This is a genomic window from Actinomycetota bacterium (genome assembly GCA_005888325.1).
GTDB lineage: Bacteria > Actinomycetota > Acidimicrobiia > Acidimicrobiales > AC-14 > AC-14.
In genome coordinates, this window is the sequence record VAWU01000030.1 from 78628 (window position 1) to 97720 (window position 19093).

Consider the following 19093-nt stretch of genomic DNA (forward strand, 5'->3'; position numbering starts at 1 on the left):
GCTGATTCGGCAAGGACGCGTCAACCAGGTCGATCCGCGATCGGGTGAGTATCACTGGGGACGACGCGGGCCCTCGAACGACGACGAGCACGGCCCAACCCGAATGTGCTCGCCAGCCGAGCGCGCTGCGAGCCGTTCTCTGAGCCACCGCAACAGAGTGCCGGATGCGCAAAGAGTCGTCGAGCGCGGATCGGCATTTCTATCGCGGTCGGCGTCGTCGCCGGGTGGCAGCCTGGAAGGTGATGCGGACCCGGATCATGTACGTCGAGTTGAAGACGGGGCACGCCGCATGATCGACGCGTAGGCAGACATGCCCCGGTATCAGTCGCCCTAGTGGTCCGTCGCTGAAATAGCCAAGTCGCGTAGGGCCTGGCATGGTTCAGGTCATGGAGGTCTCGCCGGAAGATCGGGTGGAACAGTTTGATCGAGTCGAGCCCGTGCTCATGGTGCGGGACGTGAGCCGAGCCTTGGCTTTCTACGCCCAGCTCGGGTTCGAGGAGGTCTTTCGCGACGACGACCACGCACCGAAGTTTGCGATGGTGGTGCGCGATGCGGCGTGCCTGGCGATGCAGTGGCACGACTATGAAGGCGTTGCCGGCGATCGACCTGTCCTGCGGTTTCCGACGCAAGACGTTGACGCCCTATCGGAGGAGTTCGGGGGGGTCGTCGATCGCACCGAGGTCACCGACACCAGCTGGGGCACACGTGAGTTCCACGTGCGCGATCCGGACGGCAACGGCCTGCAGTTCTACGCCGGCTTGTAGCTGCAACTTGACATCGATGCGCTTCCCGCAGCATCTCGCCCAACGCGTTTGGCTGCGAGCCAGTCCTCAGCGATCTCTTGCCAGGCGGGCACGCCGGCGCTGACGTGCTGGCGCGTCACTGAATCCGCGACGCTCCACTAGAGCCCGGGTGGCATGGATACGCCCAGGGCCTTGCGCGCTTGCTGCGTGCCAGGGCATACCGGTGCGCAGAAGGGCGGAAGACCGAAGTCACAGCAACACGTAGTCACGCAGCGGAATCCGGACAAGCACGTGTACCCAGGCGCCGGCCCGCAGGCCGCGTACTCCTCACAGGCTTGCCCTGTGGGAAAGAAGACGTGCTCGCATACTCCGGTTGGACCGGTGCTGCAAAAACAACCCTCAGAATCGAACGTGTAGGCGCCGCATCCAGAGAGGCAGGAAGTCTGCGCGCAATCAGGACAGCCGGGCTCTGGCGTCCCCGCTGCCGAAGCTGCCGTCGTCATGGTCTGTATCACGGGGGTGGCCCATACGATTCCCCCGGCGACCGTTGCCTTCCTTATGAGGTCTCGCCTGGAGACGCCCTTAACCTCGCCCACCCCCGCCCCCTCGACAGCGACCTGCCAATTCTGCTCTCGCATCCGGCTTGGCGACAAGGGTGGCCCCGCCCGCCGAGTCCATGCTCTCACGACCCCGGCGCCAGATTGGCTTGGTTACGCGCTCGGGTTGGCAGGTCCAATCGGCACCCGTGATCGTATGACTGCGCCGTACGACGTCGACCTGACGCATCTGCCGCTCGACGCCTACGCGACGTACCCGCACCGGGGCATCATGAGCGCCATCGAGGTCGTCGGCCCTCACGGTCTGCCCCATCGGGCGCGCGCCGCCCGCATCGTTGCCGCGGTCGCGTCCGCGGCGATGGTCGTCAGCCCGGCACCGGCTCTCGCGTCCTCTACCCGTGCGCCCAGGCCTCCTCGTNNNTCGACGGGCGACTCGCCCCCATCGGGGTCGACGACGTGGCACCGGACTTCGCCTGGCAACTGGCACCTGGCCCGCGCGGCTCGGTTCAGTCCGCGTACCGCGTCGTGGTGTCGCGGAGATCGTCCACCGCCCCCGCTCGAGGCGATCTCGTGTGGGACAGCGGCCGGGTCGCCTCACGACAGCAGGCATTCGTTCCGTATCGCGGCCCGGCTCTGCTGAGCGACGCCCGCTACTGGTGGACGGTGCGTATCTGGGATGCCGGTGGACGGGCGAGTCCCTTCGCGACTCCGGTTCGGTTCGACACGGGTTTGCGGGACCCGGACTGGCGAGCGGCGTGGATTCGCCGCGCGTCTGCAGGCGAACCCGAGGAGTACACGTTCGCGCGCACCGACTTCTCCCTGAAGGCCGCCGCCATCGATCGGGCCGTCGCGTACATGTCGGCATCGCAGCAGGCCGAGTTGTGGATCAACGGCACGCGTGTGGCCCAAGGGCCGTCGTTCGCCTATCCGGACGACGGCTACTACCTGGCCACGGACGTCACCCTGGCGCTTCGCAGCGGCGTGGCGAACGCCATCGGTGCGCTCTACCACTGGTCCGGGACGGGCAAGGGCCGTCCCGCATCGGAGCCGGGAGTCATCGTGCAGGTCTCCGTCGAGTACGGCGACGGCACGCGCCAGCTCGTCACGACCGACGGCTCGTGGCGGGTGCAGCGAGCGCCGTGGTTGCCCGCGCCGCCGCGGAATCAGGACAGTGGTGACTTCGTCGAAGCACTCGACGGCCGCGCTTGGCCCTTGGGTTGGGACCAGCCCGGCTTCGACGATGCGGCGTGGCAGGTCCCGACCGTCGTCGGCAGGCACCCGGCTCCACCCTTCACGCACCTGACGGCCCAACGCGGCCGCATCGTCGAGACCCCCGTGCGGCCGGTGGCGTTCACTCGTACCGCGTCGGGCGCCTTTGTGGCCGATTTCGGACGGGTCATCGCCGCCGTAACGGCGATCACGTTCCATCGCGGGGTAGCCGGGCGCGCGATCTCTTTGCGCGCGGGATACCTGCTGGACGAGCAGGGAGACGTTTCGACCTCACGAGGCACGCAGGGGACCGACATGAGCACCCGCTACGTCGAGCGGGCGGGAGAGCAGACGTTCCGCACGTTCTCGTATCTCGGGTTCCGTTACCTGCAGGTCGACGCCCCAGGCGAGGTGCTCGCGGCGGGCGACGTCGTGGCATACGCGCGCCACTCCGACGTTCCAGACGAGCACGCCGCGTCCTTCTCGTCCTCCGACCCGACACTCGACGCTGTCTGGGAGCTGGCTCGTCACTCCGCGCTCTTCGCGTCCCAGGAGCAGTTCATCGACACACCGACGCGAGAGAAAGGGCCTTTCCTCCGTGACGCGTTCAATGAGTCGGAGACCGCAATGCGCGCCTTCGGCGAACAGAACCTCACCCGCCAGGTCCTGTTGGAGTTCGCCCGATCGCAGTCGCGGTACTGGCCCGATGGACGGCTCAACGCCGTGTACCCCGCGGGTCAGGGCAAGCGCGACATCCCGGACTACACCGAGATCTATCCCGAGTGGGTGTGGCAGTACTACGAGAACACGGGTGACCGCGGGCTACTCGACCAGCTCTATCCGGTGCTGGTGAACATCGCCGACTACGTCGCTCGCTACGTCGACCCGACGACCGGTCTGGTGACCGACCTGGCGGGCGGAGGGGACGAGGACTACAAGTTCGGGATCGTCGACTGGCCGCCCGCGATGCGTTACGGCTACGACGTGTCCACGGTCGCGCGGACGACCGTCAACATCCTCGCGATCGACGCCCTCTCGCGTGTCGTGGAGGTCGCCGCCGCACTCCGGCGCCCGTCCGCCGAGGTGGACACCCAGCGACGGCGGGCGGAAGCGCTGACCGAGGCGGTCGGCGCGCACCTCACCCGACCCGACGGTGTCTACGTCGACGGCTTGCGAGCCGACGGCACCCAGAGCGGGCACGCGTCTCAACAGGCGAACGCCATGGCCCTGGCTGCCGGCTTGGTGCCCGCTCTGCGGCAGAAGACCGTCGCGGACCACGTCGTGCGCCTCGGGATGGCGATGGGGCCGATGACGGCGGAGGCGCTGCTCCGCGCCTTGCACGCGGCCCGTCGCGATGGAGACCTCGTGGCCACGCTGACGAACCGCCACCAGCCGGGCTGGGCGAACATCCTCGACCGTGGGGGGACGTTCACCTGGGAGGCGTGGGACCCGATCGACGCCGAGGGCGACAGCATGTCGCACGGGTGGGGCTCGACGGTCCTCGTGGCCATGCAGGAAGCGCTGCTCGGCGTTCGCCCGACTGCTCCGGGTTGGGCAACGCTCGACATGGTGGCGCCTGCAACCCTCCACCGCGTCGAGGGTGTAGTGCGCATCCCTGCGGGACGGGTGACCGTGTCGTGGGTGCGGACGCGAGCCGATCCACGCGCGCTGACCGCCCATGTGACGATCCCTCCGAATGCCACGGCGACAGTGCACGTGCCCGCGAAGCGAGCGTCCGACGTGACAGAGGGGGGTGGGGCCGCGGCCCACGCGACCGGCGTCCATCTGCTGAGCCTCGAGAGCGGCACCGCGGTCTTCCGCGTGGGCTCAGGCACGTACACGTTTCGCCGATGCAGCGCCTGCACGCGCGGCAGTCATCGCGCTGTCGCGCTGTTCACGGGTATCGCCGGTGTTGTTCTCGCTTCGCTGGTGACGCTCGTGGCCGTCCGTCGGAGGCGGAGCCGCGCGCTGCGGCGAGCTCAGGGTTGACGGCACAGCTATGGCGATGCCGACCTTGTACCGTCTGCGTCGATGATCAGGCGCGCATTCGCCGGTCTCGCGGTTGGCGCCGCGCTGGTCGCTCCCGGTTGCGGTGGGGGCGACAACAGTGTCGCCACGACGACGACCAGCAGCGCCGCCGCATCGACCTCGACCCGCGCCGCGTCCGGTGGTGTCGATCTCACGAAGCTGCCCATCGGCGATCAGCGGTACGCGACGAGCGCGGTGAAGGGCTCGGTCTACTCCTGCATCACCCAGTTCAACGGCGGCGGGGCATTCCGGGACGGGCCGTGGATCCACGCCGTCACCAACACCTGGGACGCCACCGCGAAGATCGCGGTCAGCGGTTCGCTGGACCAGCACGGCCAGATCACGGGAAAGGAGTCGACCGGCGGCGAGACGCTGACGGGCAACGGCCTGCCGACGGTGCCGACCGGCGTCTTCCCGGTTGCTTCCGGCGATCCCGCCTACGCCTACGACCGCAACCCCAACTCGATCAGGGGGTACACGCTCTCGGTGACACTTCCCGAGCCGCAGCTCGCCGCATCGCCCTCGTGCGTCGGCGGGACGATCGGCGTCAGCGTGCTCGGCGTCCCCATCTACAGCGCCTTCGACGCGGGCGGTCGCGACGCGGTCGCGCATGAGGTGCAGGACCGCTGCGACGGGCATCCCGAGATGACCGGGCAGTACCACTTCCACTCGCTTTCGGCGTGTTGGAAGGACACGGCGGGTTTCGACCCCGGTCTCTTCGGCTACGCGCTCGACGGCTTCGGGATCTACGTCGACCATGATTCGTCGGGCAACCTCCTCGCGAGCGTGGACCTCGACGAGTGCCATGGCCGCACGAGCTCGATCACCTGGCACGGTCAGCGAACCGTGATGTACCACTACGTCGCCACGCCGGACTTCCCGTACCTGGTCGGCTGCTACCGCGGCACGCCGATCACGAGCGCCACCGGCCTTCATCTCGGCCGCCCCTGACACCCAACCCCCGCCGCGTGAGGGAGAGAACATGGCAGACGAGCCAAAGCCCGAGGCCGATGCGCTCGAGCAGGCGCAGCCTCTCGTCGACGAGGAGGACGACGTCTCGTTCGGAGCCGACGACCCCGAGGTGGCGGAGGCCGACCTCCTGGATCAGCGACGGGCGGTCGCATCGTCGTCCGACGACGCCGTTCGCACGAGCCCCGATCCCGAGGTGCCGGACGCCGATGCGGCCGAGCAGCGTCGAGCCGTCGCCGATGATGAAGAGGGTCGCCCTGATTGACCCCTCGCGACGGAGAAAGGGCGCGCTAGGTCGACGACTCGCGGAGCGCCTCGGCGCCGCGGCGCACGGCCTGCATTCCCAGCCGCTCGGCTTCCGCGACGATCGAATCGATCAGCGGGCGAACGGCGTCGCGGTCACCGGTTGCGTTCCGCGCGAGGAGCATTCGCACGTACTCGAGCCGCGATCGCGTGTGGAACGGGGCCGCTCCCAGCCGGGCGTGGCGAGCGATCGCATCTTCGAGGTGGTCGGCGGCTTCGTCCCAGGCTCCTCGTGTGAGGGCGAGTATCCCGAGGTAGTGCGACACCGATCCCATGAACACCACGGCGAACGTGAGCAGGATGATCTGCTCGCGGTGGGGGAGAAGCAAGGCGAACAACACGTCGGCGCGCCGGCTGTCACCGAGTCGCGAACAGATCTCCGCGAGCATCGCCAGCGTGACCGACCGAAACAGGTCATCGGGTACGTCGGCGAAATCTGCCGCAGCAATCGCGTCGAACTCGAGGCGAGCGCTCTGTTCACGGCCTGACTCGACGTCCGCCAGGATTCGTGCCGCTCGCAATGGGAGATCGATGGACCCCGTCGCGGCCACAGCGATCGCCCGGAATTCCTCGATGCGACCCTGCTCGCGGCGGAGTATCGCGAGCTGGGCGCCCATCATCTGCAAAGCCACCGTTCGGCCCGCGCGCTGGCCGATCTCGAAGCCTTCGTTCACGGTCACCTCGGCGTCGGCGAAGCGTCCCTCCAGGATGGCTCGCATGGCGGCGTAGAGGGTGGTGGTCCACTGGTAATAGGGCGCGTGGAGCTCGCGGGCCGCGGCCTCGAGCGCCTCTGCATCTGCGTCGGCGCGCCTGACATCGCCGAGCTCCATCAGATCGACGAACCGGAACGAGAGCGCCTGCATCACCAGCTCTCGCTGATCGAGCGCCTGTGCGAGCTCCAATGCCTCGTTGGAAACGGCGAGCCGGTCGCGCATGTTCGCGAACTGCCACCGCGCCATGCGCCAGAACAGAAGCGCCTGTACGAGCGTGGCGGGATCGTCGGTGCGGCGAGCCATCGCGAGTGACTCGTCGGCGAGCCGTTGTCGCCGATCGGTGTCGCCGAACACGAAGAGCTGTTGCGCGAGCGAGCCGAGCAGCTTGACCCGAAGCGCGGAGTCGCCGCGGTCGAGCACGTCGAGGGCCTCCTCGAGCAGCTTCACGAGGACGTCGTCGACGAGCCCCTGCTCGGTCCACCACGGGCGAAAGCCGGCTCCGCCGAGCCCGAGCGCCGCGTTTGCGAGTCGGATCGGGTCGCCGATCCGGCGGGCGAGCTCCGCGGCCTCAAGAAAGCTCGCGCGGGCGCGCTGGACCTCGCTCGTGCGCCATGCTGCGTCACCAACCGCACGGAGCAGGTCGTACCGCCGCGTGACGTCACCCGGTGCGGATGCCTCGAGCACTTCGAGTGCCATCAGGTACTGACGGCTGGCGTCCTCGTACGCGAGGAGATCCGTCGATCGATCGCCCGCCTGCCACGCGTAGTCGATCGCCTTGGCGGCGTCGCCGAAGCCGGCGGCCTGCCAGTAGTGGTACGCGAGCTCAGCCAGCGGCGGCTCGAACGCACCGGTGAAGAGCGCCTCGAGCGCGTCGCCGACGCGGCGGTGCAGTCGGGCGCGACGTGTGGTCGTCAGCCCTTCGTAGAGCGTCTGGCGCACGAGCGCATGCGAGAAGACGTACACGCCAACTGTGCCCCGCATCTCCGCGACGAGACCGGCGTGCACCGCGTCATCCAGCGTCTCGAGCAGACTCTCCTCGTCGAGGTCCATGACTGCAGCGAGCACGTCGAACCGGAACTCGCGGCCGATCACGGCAGCCGCGGCGAGCACTCGGCCCGCGGGCTCGATGAGGCGAGCGACGCGCTGGGCCACCACCCCCCGCACCCCACTGGGAACCTCGAGGCGACTGAGCCCCGCATCGGACACCCATCGACCACCCTGTTCGTGGATGGCGCCGCTCTCGGCGAGGTGGCGCAGCATCTCACCGATGAAGAACGGGTTGCCTTCCGTTCCCTCGCACAGCGTTCGCGCGAGCGCCGATGTCCGACCATCCGGCTGTCCCGCGCCCGTCGTCGTGTCGAGCAGTGCCGTCACATCCGCATCACCGAGCCCGGTCAGCCGAATTCGGCTGACGGACTGCTCGCGACGATCAGCGTCTCCGCGAATGGCGTCGACAAAGACACACTCTCGTCGCGACACGTCGCGAGCACGACGAGCCCCGTCAGATCCGCGTGGCGTGCCAGATGGCGGAGCAGGAGCAACGTCGCCCTGTCGGCCCAGTGGAGGTCGTCGAGCACGAGCAGTACCGGCGCACCCCGCCTCAGCTCCATCAGGAATGCCGCGACCGCCTCGAACAGCCGGAACCGTTCCGCGTCGGCATCGCTCCAACGGGGCTGGGCGAGGCCCGGCACCCGATCACCCAGCTCGGGCACCAACCGGCCGAGCTCGGTGACGAAGCGACCCAACCGGTACTGAAGCTGGTCGGCGGGAAAGACGCGGAGGTAGCTGCTCAACGCCTCGGCGAATGGCTGATAGGGCCGCAGCACCTCCTCGTCGCATCGACCGAACAGCACCGTCGCGCCCCGCTCGTGGACCGCCGCGGCGAACTGCGCAGCGAGGCGCGACTTGCCGATCCCCGGTTCACCGCTGATCAACACCATACGGGCTCCGATAGCGTTCGGCGTTTCCCACTCGACGTCGAGCTCGGCCAACTCCGCGTCCCGACCCACGAACACACCACCGTCGCTGCTCGCGAGCGGCGCGGGCAACGGGACCTCACCGCCGACGAGGAGGTCGCGCGGGCGTCCCGATCCCGACTGCAGCGGCGGAAATTCGGTGGGAAGCTCAGGGTGGCAGAGCTGGTAGACGTGCTCGGGGTGCAGCAGCCCACGGAGCTCGTGCACTCCCATGTCGCGCAACGTCACATCGTCCGACAACTGGTCGCGCACGACCTGCGCGGTGGCCTCCGACAGGACGATCTGACCACCGTGGGCGAGACCACGCAGGCGCGCACACCGATGTACGGCCGAACCCTTGTAGTTTCCCTTCGACAGTTCGGCTTCCCCCGTGTGCAGCGCCATCCGAACGCGGATCGCTGCGTCGTCGGGCCACGCCTCGGCGAACATCGCGCGCTGGAGCGCAAGGGCGCACCCGAGCGCGTCGGTGGCCCGGGCGAACACGGCGAACGCGCTGTCCCCCTCACCCTGGTCTCTGGGGCGGCCACCGCCGAACGACGCGAGGTGTTCGGCCACGAGGGCGTCGTGGCGCTCGAACCCGGCCCGCGCCCGGCTGGGGTCGGCCTCCCAGATTCGTGTCGACCCCTCGACGTCGGTGAGGAGAAACGTCACCATGCCCGACGGCAGCGAGGGCTCGCCCATCAACCGTCAACGCTACTGCTCGGCTCATGCCTGCCATCGGGCGCGAACCGCCGCGGACATGGCGTAACCGGCGGGCGACAGTCGTGAGAGGCTGAGCCGTTGAGCCACGAGATCAGCACTACCGGGCCCTTCCCCTCGCGCCGGAGGACGCCACTCACACTGCTCGCGATCGTTTCCGCGGCGGGGGCGGTCGCGCTCGCCCTCGTCTGGTTGATCGTGGCGGTCGTCGTGCCGCTCGTCAGCGAGTCCAAGTGCGCGGGCGTCGAGTTTCGAACCGCGGTGAAGGCGAGCCCGCTCGCCTCCCGCCCCCGCATCGGTGGGGCGAGCGGTCTCGCCGGAGAGGTCCGCAGCGCGCTGCGCGGCGACACCCCCGCGGTCTACTGCAACGATTTCGCCGATCCCTACGTGCTGCGCGTGGGCGACACCTACTACGCCTATTCGACGAACACCGAGCATCGGCGGGTGCCGGTGCTGACATCGGATGGGCTGTTCGGGACGGGTCGACGCTCGGAGGCGCTCGCCCGACTCGCGCCGTGGTCCTCACCCGGCAGGGTGTGGGCGCCCTCGGTGCTCGTCCGCCCGGGCGGCTTCGTCATGTACTACAGCACTCGCGCGCCGGACCCCGACCGCCAGTGCCTGTCGCGGGCGGTGGGATCGAACCCCAAGGGACCGTTCGTCGACAACTCTGCTGCGCCCCTGGTCTGTCCGAAGGATGGCGCCATCGACGCCAGCCCTTTCGTCGACGCTGATGGCCGTGCCGTCCTCATCTGGAAGCACGCCGCGCCCGGCATGACCGGCATCGTCGCCCAGCAGCTCACCCCCGACGGGCTCGGCCTGGTGGGGCCGAGGCGGCTTCTGTTGCGGGCAGACCAACCCTGGGAGGGCGGGAACGTCGAGGGCCCGAGCATGGTGGCCCACGCGGGTCGCTACTACCTCTTCTACTCCGGCAACGACTTTGCGACTGCGAACTATGCGATCGGCTACGCCACCTGCGAGACACCTTTCGGGCCGTGCAGGAAGGCGCCCGGGCCCTGGCTGGGCTCGAGTGCCGATGCCAAGGGCCCCGGTGGCCAGGAGGTGTTCAGTGACAGCGCGGGGCGCCTGTGGCTCGCGCTGCACGCGTGGATCCGCGGGCACGTCGGCTATCCCGGCGGGGCCCGCAACCTGTTCGTGCTGCCGTTGACCTTCGTGGATGGTGTCCCCGTGGCGTAACGGGCGCCGGCCGTCGCATCACCTCGTCACGACGAGCTTCATCGGCGGGTCGGCGAGGGCGGCGGGCGCGTCTTCCCACATCACAATGGCGCTGGTCACGATGGACGGATCGAACCCGCCGGCGATGAGCGCGAGGACGCGGTCGATGGCGGGCCGCGCGTGGACCCGTCCGGTGTGGAAGGTGCAACAACGCGAGTACATCGACAAGAGGGGCAACGGCGGGTCTGTCAGGTAGACGGATGGGCTGGTGCAAGTGCCGTCGAACGCGGTGCTGTTCAGTGCACAGCGCACGCCGTCGTGGTCACCGCTGGCATCCACGGTGATGGGGAAGGCGCCGATCTTGCGCGGCAGGGAACCTTCGCGTGTCTCGGCGCCCAGCCGGGCCGCGATCGCGAGGCGCTCGGCGTTATGATCGGCGTAGACGACTCGTGAGGCGTCGAGGGCGACGGCGATCCCGACGGCGTAGAGACCAATCGAGTTCGGGCCGCCGTCGCCGCCGATGACGAGGACGTCTCCGTGTGGCTCTTGTTCGAGCTGCGGGCCGACGGTACGCCATGCATCCGAGATGTTGTCGCTGACGCTTGCCGCCGCGGCGGGGTCGACGCCCTCAGGTAGCCGCACGAGCATGGCGTCGGCGTGGGGAACGAGCGTCAGGTCGGCGAGCAGACCGCCCCACCCGAGCCCGCCCATCGGCCCGAGCCCGAAGGTCGACAGCGGTGGGTGTGCCGCACAGTTACCGGTGCGGCCGCGCGCACACGGCGGGCATCGCCCGCAGGAGATCTGGAACGGCACGACGACGATGTCGCCGACCGCGACCGAACGAACTCCGGCGCCAACCTCGACGACCTCTGCCACGCCCTCGTGGCCGAAGGGGTAGGGGCCTTCGAGCGGGAACCGGCCCCGCAGGACGGCGACGTCGAGGTCGCACGTCGCCACTGCGACGGGCCGGACCACGGCGGCGTCCGCGCCCGACAGCTGCACGTCGGGCACCTCGTCCCACCGCACCGCGCCTGGCCCATCGAGCATCAGCTGTCGCACGAGGTCTCCCTGTGAAGCACGTCTACGACGAGCTGCCGGCCCATCGCCCGGCGACCTCGATCATCACCTCGTGGAACTCGGTGACCGTGCGGTCGATGATCGTCGCGACGGGTTCGATCGAGCGGATCCGACCGGCGACCTGTCCGCCGAACACGAAACCGGCATCGAGGTCGCCCTCGAAGTACACCTTCAGGAGCTGATCGAGCGCGGGAAACGCGACCCGTTCGTCACGTTCGCGGGCCTCGGAGTACGGCGTCGCAAGGACGCGGAACGCCGGCTTTCCCCATCGGTTGAGCATCACGCTGTCGGTCTCGGACGAGCGTACGATCAGCTCCTTCCAGTTCGAGTGCACCGGCGACTCGGCGGCCGACACCATGCGGGTTCCCATCTGCACGCCCTCGGCGCCGAGCACGAACGCGGCCGCCATCGACCGGCCGTCGACAATGCCGCCGGCGGCGATCACCGGAACGTCGACCGCACCGCATATCAAGGGCAGCAAGACCATCGTGGCGACGTCGCGCGACTGCTTGAAGCCACCGCCCTCACCGCCTTCGACCACCAACCCGTCGACACCGGCGGCGATCGCCTTCATTGCGCCACGCAGGTGGGGGACGACGTGGAACACGGTGATGCCGACGTCGTGCAGGCGCGCGGTGAGAACGCTCGGGTCGCCTGCAGACGTCGTCACGAACCGGACACCCTGCTCCGCGACGAAGGCCACGATCTCGACGGGGTCGCGCACGAACAGCTGGGCGATGTTCACCCCGAACGGCTTGTCGGTGAGATCTCGCATCCGGCGGATCTCCTCGCGCACGTCCTCGAGCTGACCCGACGAGGTCTCGATGATCCCGAGACCGCCGGCGTTGGACACGGCCGAGGCCAGCGGCGACCGGGCGATGTAACCCATCGGGGCCTGCACGATCGGGTACCGGACGCCGAGGAGGTCCGACACCCTCGTGCTGATCGCGGCCGCGGTCACGCCGGGGAACCGTAGCGCCCGTGCGTTGCACCCACTCCGGTCGCACAGACACGCAGTGAGACAACGCGCCGCCTAGTCGGCCCGGGCCGGGTAGTGGTCGACGATAGGGTGCCGAGCGTGGTGACTCTCGAGGAGGTCGCTCGGCTCGCATTGGCGTTGCCCGAGGTCACTGAGGGCGAGCGCCGCGGCACGCGGACCTGGAACGTCGCCGGCAAGGCCTTCGCTTGGGAGAGACCTTTCAGCAAGGCCGACATCAAGCGGTTCGGCGACCAGACTCCGCCGGATGGGCCGATCCTCGCCGTTCGGGTCGAGGACCTCGGCGAGAAGGAGGCCGTGCTCGCGGCAAGTCCCAGGGGCTTCTTCACGATCCCTCACTTCGACGGTTACGCCGCAGTGCTCGTTCAGCTGAAGACCGTCACCAAGCGGCCGCTGCGCGAGGCGCTCGTCGACGCCTGGCTGGCGTGCGCGCCACCCGACCTCGCCATGAAGTACCTCGAGCGATAGTGCGCTCACAGCCTGCGCGACTCGCCGAGGCCGACCTCGTCGCGGCCCTCGAGCGCGGTTGGGACATCCCGGCGACCGCCGTGTCGTATTTCGCCGTGGGTGCCGGCAGTCATCACTGGCGGGTGGAAGATCGCCACCACCAGGCGTGGTTCGTCACCGTCGACGACCTGGATGGGCGGCGCTCCGGCCCCCGAGAGTCGCGGGCCGACGTGTTCGATCGTCTGGTGGCGGCGCTCGCCACCGCGCACGCGCTCAAAGCCGACGGCGCCGACTACGTCGTTGCACCGATCGCGGAGCGGACCGGCGGCGTGCTCCATCGTCTCGGCGACGAGTGGGCACTTGCCGTCTATCCGATGATCGATGGCGAGACGTTCCGCGGCGGCCAGGCCCTGCCGGTTGCCGACCGGCTGGCCGTGGTCGATGTGATCGCTCGACTCCACACCGCATCGCTGCCGACTCCGTTGCACGCCCGATCCGACGACTATCAGCTGCAGAACCGGGCCGATCTCGAAGCCGCGATCGCAGACCCCGACGGGCACGCCGATGCCGGCCCGTACTCGCGGCCCCTGGCCGGCCTCCTGGCGGAGCATCGACAGCTGATCGTCGACATGCTCGCGGAGTACGACGACCTGGCGGGCGCGGCGCGAGCACACAACGATCGCACCGTCTTGACGCACGGAGAACCGCACGCCGGCAACAGCGTGCGCACGCCGAGCGGTTGGATGCTGGTCGACTGGGACACCGCCCTCCTCGCCGCACCAGAACGCGACATGTGGCTCCTCGAACCAGGAGACGGACTGGCCAGCGCCGCCTACGCCGCGGCAACCGGGGTCGAGGTCCTGCCGGATCGACTCGCGCTGTTCCGGCTCCGCTGGGACCTCGCCGATCTCGGTGTCGACCTCGCACGCCTCTGCGCTCCACATGCGAACAACGCGGACGACGCCCGATCGTGGGACGGCATCTCCCACGTACTCACCCGCCGGCGCTCCGGCGACGCCGTCCCCCGCGCTGCCTGGAGATGACACCCTGGCTGCCGCGGCCGAGACGCCCGCTCGGACGCGCTTGACGAACGTAGATGTAAGTCGTAACTTACCGTAAGTGGCTACTTACCAGAAGGCGCTTACGGCGCTTGCCGACCCAACCAGGCGGAGCATCTTCGAACGCCTGGCCGCCGGCCCTCGGCCTGTCGTCGAGCTCGCCCGGGGGCTCCCGGTGAGTCGCCCCGCGGTCTCCCAGCATCTGCGGGTGCTGAAAGGGGCCGGTCTCGTGGTCGACCGGCAGGCCGGTGCCCGCCGGCTCTATCAACTCAACCCGGACGGGTTGGGCGCGCTGCGCGCCTACCTGGACCGGTTCTGGGATCAGGCGCTGGCCGCCTTCAAGGCGGCGGCAGAGGCCGAAGAAGCAGAGGCCGAACAAGCAGAGAGCGAACAAGGAGAAGGGACATGACCGTGACCGATCGGGCCGTTCACAAGCGCGTGACCGTCGAGGCGTCGATGGACAAGGCCTTCCGTGTGTTCACCGAGGGCATCGATCGGTGGTGGTCGCGCGAGCACCACATCGGGAAGGCCGACCTCGAGCGGGCCGTGCTCGAGCCTCGGGAGGGCGGTCGCTGGTACGAGATCGGCGTCGACGGGACTGAGTGCGAGTGGGGACGCGTCCTGCACTGGGAGCCACCGAGCCGGCTCGTGCTCGCCTGGCAAATCGACGGAAGCTGGACCTTCGACCCGACCCTCGTGACGGAGGTCGAGGTGCGCTTCGTGGCCGAGACGCCGAGCCGCACCCGGGTCGAGCTCGAACACCGCGATCTGGAGCGCTTCGGTGATGCGCAGGAGCCGGTCCGCGCCGCGTTCGACTCACCCGGCGGCTGGCAGGGTCTGCTCGACGGCTTTGCGCGAGCGACGGCCGCGTAGGCCGTCGACGGCACTCGGCGCTCGGCGCTCGACGCTTGCCTCGCCGGCCCGTCGAGGCAGATCTTCTCTACTTGTCGGTGCAGCGCTAGAAAGACGACATGCAGATCGGAGTCGTGTTCCCTCAGACCGAGATCGGAGCCGCGGTCGAGGGTGTGCGCGCGTACGGGTTGCGGGTCGAGGAGCTCGGGTTCGCGCACGTGCTCGTGTACGATCACGTGCTCGGCGCCGATCCAGAGGTGCACAAGCCGTGGAACGGCCCGTACAACGTGCACACGACGTTCCACGAACCGTTCGTGCTGTTCGGCTACTACGCCGCGATCACGTCGCTCGAGTTGGTGACCGGCATCATCATCCTTCCCCAGCGCCAAACCGCGCTCGTGGCCAAGCAGGCGGCGGAGGTGGATCTGCTGACCAACGGCAAGTTCCGGCTCGGCGTCGGCCTCGGCTGGAACGCCGTCGAATACGAGGCGCTCGGCAAGGAGTTCACCAACCGCGGCGTACGGATGGAGGAGCAGATCGCGTTGCTCCGCCGCCTGTGGACCGAGCCGGCGGTGACGCATGACGGTGCCTTCGAGCGAGTGACCGCGGCCGGCATCGCTCCGTTGCCGGTCCAGCGACCGATCCCGACCTGGCTCGGCGCGCAGTCGAAGCGCGCCTACGAGCGCGTCGGTCGACTCGCCGACGGCTGGTTCCCGCAGGTGCCTCCCGGCCCGAAGCTCGACGAGGCCCGAGCCATCGTCGACCAGGCCGCGCGCGACGCGGGCCGGGATCCATCCACGCTCGGGATGGAAGGACGGGTCAGCTGGACCGACGCGGGACTGGAGAAGGTCGTCGAGCAAGTCGGCAGGTGGCGCGACGCGGGCGCGACGCACGTGTCGATCAACACCATGAATGCCGGCCTCGGCTCGGTCGACGGCCATCTCGAGGCGCTGGCGACCACCGCGCGCGCCCTCGAGCTCCTGAGCTCCGTCTAGTCCGTCGTTCCGGTCGTCCGAGTCGTCGAGGCGCTCGTCACTGCAGACTCGGGCGGCGAGGCTCGAGCCCGGCAGCGCGGTACGCGGCGTCGATCACCCGCATGTTGGCGATCGAGTCGGCGGGACCGGTGAGGATCGGCTCCCCGCGGAGCACCGCGCCGGCAAAGGCGCGCAGCTGGAACATGTATGTCGGCTCCCGCGAGGCGCGCGGCTCGGTGCGCTTCTTGCCGTTGGTGCTGACGGTCACGCGGCTGAAGTAGTGCGGCGCGTAGGGATTCAAGACTCGCAACTCGCCCTTGTCACCCTCGACGCGGGCGCCGAGCGACAACAGCCTCGGCGACAGCATCGACGCGGTCACCTTGCCCGTCGCCCCGCCGGCGAAGCGCATGTCGGCTTCCATCCATCTGTCGATCCCGATCGAGCGCTCGCGGGCGGAGGCTCCGACGACCGTTGGCTCCTCACCGGCGAGGGTGCGCAACAGGTGGATCGTGTAACACCCGACGTCCATGGTCGACCCGCCCGCGAGGTCGAGCTGCCAGCGGATGTCGCGGCGCGACGGCAACGGAATGATCATCCACGTCTCGACGTGGCGGACCGTGCCCAGCTCGGCGCGAACGATCTCGAGGATGCGGTCGATCAACGGGTGGTATCGGTAGTGGAACGCCTCCATCACGACGCGTCGGGAGCGGTCGGCCACGGCCGCGACCGCCTCGGCCTCGTCGGCGTTCGCGGTGAACGGCTTCTCGCAGAGCACGTGCTTGCCCGCCTCGAGCGCGGCGATCGTCCACCTGCCGTGCAGCCCGTTCGGCAGCGGGTTGTAGATCGCGTCGATGCTCGGGTCGTCGATCAGGGCCTGATAGCCGTCGTGCACGTTGGGGATCCCGTGCTTGGCGGCGAAGCTCTCGGCCTTCGCCCGATCGCGCGCCGCGATCGCACGGACGTCGATCTCGTCGAGCTTGCGGGCGGGCTTGATCAGCGCCGCCGGCGCGATCTTCGCGGCGCCGAGCACGCCGATCCGCACAGGTGCCATCGGCCCATCCTGCCTCAAGCGCCGGCGATGAGTCCTGGTCGCTCGAGCCGTCAGATGGGAGAGACTCACCTCATCCACTCCCTGGAGGAACCGATGCCCTTTCACCCGTACCTGTACTTCGGTGGCAACTGTCGCGAGGCCTTCACCCGGTACCAGGAGATCTTCGGTGGCGATCTCGTGCTGCTGGCGCTGAAGGACGCGCCATCGGACGAGCCGGTGCCCGCCGCTCAGGCGGATCTGATCATGCACGCCGCGTTGAAGTTCGACGACAACCTGCTCATGGCCTCCGACGACCCGACCACCGACAGCTTCGGCCCGGTGCAGGGGATGCAGGTCAACTATGCAGTCGCCGACGTCGACGAGGCGAAGCGGGCTTTCGAGGCGCTCGCGGACGGCGGCGAGATCACGCTGCCGATCGGCGCGACGTTCTGGTCGCCGATGTTCGGCATGTGCGTCGACCGGTTCGGGACGCCCTGGATGGTCAGCGCCGAAGCACCCGGCGAAACCGTCGGCTGACCGTCTCAGGTTGGCGGCCCGCGTCGATAGAATTGTGCCGAGAACGCGACGGAAGCCCGCGATCTGAACGACGACGGAGGGGCTGTTGAGCTGCAGGAACTGCGGAGGCGAGTTCTCCGCGGAACGGGCCGAGCTGGGATACGACTACTGCACGAAGCCGGAATGCGTCGAAGCGTGCCTGGAGCCGCTGAACGTCGTGGCGGTGTCGGTCAACAAGGCGGCCGACCAGTACGTCCTCCGCGAGCATCTCCGCCTGCCGAAGCACATCACGGAGAGCTCGATCGACGCGGGGCCGGGCTCGCTCGGCCTTCGCTTCAGGAAGCCGACGACACCGCGGCGGCCCAGGAGCACCTCGGACGCCATCGCCGAGCTCGAGAGAGAGCTCGAGACGCAGCTCGCCGGTGAGCACGATCCCGCGCGGCGACGGAAGCTGGTGAACGACCACAACGCCAAGCTCCGCAGGCTCAACATTCGCTACCGCCGGATCGCCCAGCGCCGACCGTAAAGATCGCCCCGACCCGATCCCGGCGCTGCCCTCGCCACGTGACCGGAACGGGATCTACGGTGTGCTCATGCGGTTCAACCACATGGAGCTCACCTTCGAGCGGGGAACGCTGACCGACGAGTTCCGGGAGGAGGTCGACGCCTTCTACGGCTCCGTGTTCGGCTGGAAGGCAACCGACACCGAGGTCGTGGGCCAGCTCTGCCACATCCTGCTCCCCGACGCCGACCAGTTCATCCTGCTGGCCGAAAGTGGCAAGCCGATGAGCTCACCGGGTTTCGATCACCTCGGGTTGCTCCAGGACACCCGAGCCGAGGTCGACGATCTCCTCGAGGCATGCAAGCGCTACCGGGACAAGGACGACCGCGTTCAGATCCAGGAGTACGAGGACCTGGTGTACCCGCAACTCACCGTGCATGCGTTCTACGTGAAGTACCTGCTACCGATCTACTTCGACGTCCAGTCGATGGAGCGGTCCTAGCGCTCAGGAGGCCGTTGTCTGAGCGACACGCGGGCTCGGATCGGCAGGTGGTCCGACTCGCCCACGCGAACGACCTCGGCATCGGTTGCGACGATCGGCGGCGTCGCGAGCAGATGATCGAGCTGGAACACCGGCTGTCGGGACGGCCACGTCGGGCCGCGCACGGTGTCGCGCCAGCCTGGCACGATGAAGCGTGCCACCCACCGCCACATGTTGAAGTCGCCCATGAGCACGGCGGGGTGGTGGGTCTCCGGCAGCACGCCCCGCAGGCGCCAGCGGAGCAGCGGCGAGATGTGCTCGAGGTGCGGGAAGTGGGACGCGCACACCGTGAGGCTCGCGCCGTCGAGCTCGATGTCGGTCGTCATGACCGCGCGGTCGTTGGGATCGAAGAGGAACCCGTCCAGCCGGTGCTCGATCACCGGCCCCCGAGGCACACGCGTCAGCAGCGCTTGGCCCCAGTCGCCGGTACCGACCGGATCGCCGGTGTGCCCGACGGTGCGGCACGTCGGCTCCACGACCGCGCGGCCGGTCCACATCTCGTGGATCTCGTAGCCGAGCTTGTCGGCCACCTCCTCGGGGACGCTCGTCTCGTGGTCGGGCCGCCACACCTCCTGCAGCGCCAGCACGTCGGCGTCGAGCCGGCGACACGCCTCGAGGACGTCGAACGGCTCGTACGAGCGCGGATGACGGCCCCAGTGGATGTTGAACGAAGCGAGAACGAGGCTCTGCACTGGCGGCTGAGGCTAGGGCGCGACCACCGGTTCGCGT

The 19093-nt window shown here is 68.8% G+C and carries 19 protein-coding genes; 13 read left to right on the forward strand and 6 right to left on the reverse strand.

Going from position 1 to position 19093, the window contains the following annotated elements; translation table 11 throughout:
• Positions 1-374 precede the first annotated feature (374 nt).
• The 4 genes from E6G06_12185 to E6G06_12200 all read left to right on the forward strand — a co-directional run bounded on the left by E6G06_12185 (position 375) and on the right by E6G06_12200 (position 5771).
• Positions 375-764, forward strand: a complete 390-nt coding sequence (locus E6G06_12185) for a glyoxalase/bleomycin resistance/extradiol dioxygenase family protein (protein ID TML90547.1) — start codon at positions 375-377, stop codon at positions 762-764.
• Between the two features lie 1064 nt (positions 765-1828).
• A complete protein-coding gene (locus tag E6G06_12190) occupies positions 1829-4498 on the forward strand; it encodes an alpha-L-rhamnosidase (protein TML90548.1) in 2670 nt (889 codons plus the stop codon).
• Between the two features lie 42 nt (positions 4499-4540).
• Entirely contained in the window at positions 4541-5488 is a 948-nt protein-coding gene (locus E6G06_12195; protein TML90549.1) for a YHYH protein, read from the forward strand.
• A gap of 31 nt (positions 5489-5519) precedes the next feature.
• Positions 5520-5771, forward strand: coding sequence for a hypothetical protein (locus tag E6G06_12200; GenBank protein ID TML90550.1), 252 nt, complete (start codon positions 5520-5522; stop codon positions 5769-5771).
• Positions 5772-5796: 25 nt separating this feature from the next.
• Here the strand turns inward: E6G06_12200 and E6G06_12205 are convergent, their stop codons facing one another.
• Positions 5797-7896: a hypothetical protein gene (locus E6G06_12205; protein ID TML90551.1), complete on the reverse strand. Its 2100-nt coding sequence runs from the start codon at positions 7894-7896 to the stop codon at positions 5797-5799.
• 20 nt (positions 7897-7916) lie between these two features.
• A complete protein-coding gene (locus tag E6G06_12210) occupies positions 7917-9179 on the reverse strand; it encodes a hypothetical protein (GenBank protein ID TML90552.1) in 1263 nt (420 codons plus the stop codon).
• Positions 9180-9278: 99 nt separating this feature from the next.
• Between E6G06_12210 and E6G06_12215 the strand changes: the two genes are divergently transcribed.
• The gene (locus E6G06_12215) at positions 9279-10391 is read left to right on the forward strand and encodes a glycoside hydrolase (GenBank protein TML90553.1); all 1113 of its coding nucleotides are present in this window, start codon (positions 9279-9281) and stop codon (positions 10389-10391) included.
• An 18-nt stretch (positions 10392-10409) separates the two neighbouring features.
• On the opposite strand, the gene E6G06_12220 is transcribed toward E6G06_12215, so the two are convergent.
• Both E6G06_12220 and E6G06_12225 read right to left on the reverse strand, forming a co-directional pair.
• Complete coding sequence (locus E6G06_12220) at positions 10410-11417, reverse strand: dehydrogenase (GenBank protein ID TML90599.1); 1008 nt, start codon at positions 11415-11417, stop codon at positions 10410-10412.
• A 34-nt stretch (positions 11418-11451) separates the two neighbouring features.
• Entirely contained in the window at positions 11452-12393 is a 942-nt protein-coding gene (locus E6G06_12225; protein TML90600.1) for a nitronate monooxygenase, read from the reverse strand.
• A gap of 132 nt (positions 12394-12525) precedes the next feature.
• On the opposite strand from E6G06_12225, the gene E6G06_12230 reads away from it, so the two are divergent.
• From E6G06_12230 to E6G06_12250, 5 genes are all read left to right on the forward strand, one after another.
• A complete protein-coding gene (locus E6G06_12230; GenBank protein ID TML90554.1) occupies positions 12526-12912 on the forward strand; it encodes a hypothetical protein in 387 nt (128 codons plus the stop codon).
• Positions 12912-13934 carry a phosphotransferase gene (locus E6G06_12235; protein ID TML90555.1) on the forward strand — a complete coding sequence of 341 codons (1023 nt, stop codon included), beginning with the start codon at positions 12912-12914 and terminating at the stop codon, positions 13932-13934. Before E6G06_12230 ends, E6G06_12235 begins: the two co-directional genes overlap by 1 nt.
• A 76-nt stretch (positions 13935-14010) precedes the next feature.
• The gene (locus tag E6G06_12240) at positions 14011-14358 is read left to right on the forward strand and encodes a winged helix-turn-helix transcriptional regulator (GenBank protein ID TML90556.1); all 348 of its coding nucleotides are present in this window, start codon (positions 14011-14013) and stop codon (positions 14356-14358) included.
• Positions 14355-14822, forward strand: a complete 468-nt coding sequence (locus tag E6G06_12245; GenBank protein TML90557.1) for an ATPase — start codon at positions 14355-14357, stop codon at positions 14820-14822. Before E6G06_12240 ends, E6G06_12245 begins: the two co-directional genes overlap by 4 nt.
• A gap of 98 nt (positions 14823-14920) precedes the next feature.
• The gene (locus E6G06_12250; protein TML90558.1) at positions 14921-15796 is read left to right on the forward strand and encodes an LLM class F420-dependent oxidoreductase; all 876 of its coding nucleotides are present in this window, start codon (positions 14921-14923) and stop codon (positions 15794-15796) included.
• A 37-nt stretch (positions 15797-15833) separates the two neighbouring features.
• Here E6G06_12250 and E6G06_12255 read toward each other — a convergent pair whose 3' ends face one another.
• Entirely contained in the window at positions 15834-16826 is a 993-nt protein-coding gene (locus tag E6G06_12255) for a Gfo/Idh/MocA family oxidoreductase (GenBank protein TML90559.1), read from the reverse strand.
• Between the two features lie 93 nt (positions 16827-16919).
• Here E6G06_12255 and E6G06_12260 point away from each other — a divergent pair, with 93 nt between their 5' ends.
• The 3 genes from E6G06_12260 (at position 16920) to E6G06_12270 (ending at position 18325) form a co-directional block, all read left to right on the forward strand.
• Positions 16920-17342: a VOC family protein gene (locus E6G06_12260; protein ID TML90601.1), complete on the forward strand. Its 423-nt coding sequence runs from the start codon at positions 16920-16922 to the stop codon at positions 17340-17342.
• An 85-nt stretch (positions 17343-17427) separates the two neighbouring features.
• Complete coding sequence (locus tag E6G06_12265) at positions 17428-17847, forward strand: hypothetical protein (protein ID TML90560.1); 420 nt, start codon at positions 17428-17430, stop codon at positions 17845-17847.
• 67 nt (positions 17848-17914) lie between these two features.
• Positions 17915-18325: a VOC family protein gene (locus E6G06_12270; GenBank protein TML90561.1), complete on the forward strand. Its 411-nt coding sequence runs from the start codon at positions 17915-17917 to the stop codon at positions 18323-18325.
• Here E6G06_12270 and E6G06_12275 read toward each other — a convergent pair.
• Entirely contained in the window at positions 18322-19056 is a 735-nt protein-coding gene (locus E6G06_12275; protein TML90562.1) for a hypothetical protein, read from the reverse strand. The genes E6G06_12270 and E6G06_12275 overlap by 4 nt on opposite strands.
• Positions 19057-19093 lie beyond the last annotated feature (37 nt).

Excerpts from the sequence above, each read along its gene's own strand:
- E6G06_12185 (TML90547.1), top strand. The coding sequence starts at position 375 with ATGGTTCAGGTCATGGAGGTCTCGCCGGAAGATCGGGTGGAACAGTTT.
- E6G06_12195 (TML90549.1), top strand. The coding sequence starts at position 4,541 with ATGATCAGGCGCGCATTCGCCGGTCTCGCGGTTGGCGCCGCGCTGGTC.
- E6G06_12200 (TML90550.1), top strand. The coding sequence starts at position 5,520 with ATGGCAGACGAGCCAAAGCCCGAGGCCGATGCGCTCGAGCAGGCGCAG.
- E6G06_12210 (TML90552.1), bottom strand. The coding sequence starts at position 9,179 with ATGGGCGAGCCCTCGCTGCCGTCGGGCATGGTGACGTTTCTCCTCACC.
- E6G06_12220 (TML90599.1), bottom strand. The coding sequence starts at position 11,417 with ATGCTCGATGGGCCAGGCGCGGTGCGGTGGGACGAGGTGCCCGACGTG.
- E6G06_12245 (TML90557.1), top strand. The coding sequence starts at position 14,355 with ATGACCGTGACCGATCGGGCCGTTCACAAGCGCGTGACCGTCGAGGCG.
- E6G06_12250 (TML90558.1), top strand. The coding sequence starts at position 14,921 with ATGCAGATCGGAGTCGTGTTCCCTCAGACCGAGATCGGAGCCGCGGTC.
- E6G06_12255 (TML90559.1), bottom strand. The coding sequence starts at position 16,826 with ATGGCACCTGTGCGGATCGGCGTGCTCGGCGCCGCGAAGATCGCGCCG.
- E6G06_12260 (TML90601.1), top strand. The coding sequence starts at position 16,920 with ATGCCCTTTCACCCGTACCTGTACTTCGGTGGCAACTGTCGCGAGGCC.
- E6G06_12270 (TML90561.1), top strand. The coding sequence starts at position 17,915 with ATGCGGTTCAACCACATGGAGCTCACCTTCGAGCGGGGAACGCTGACC.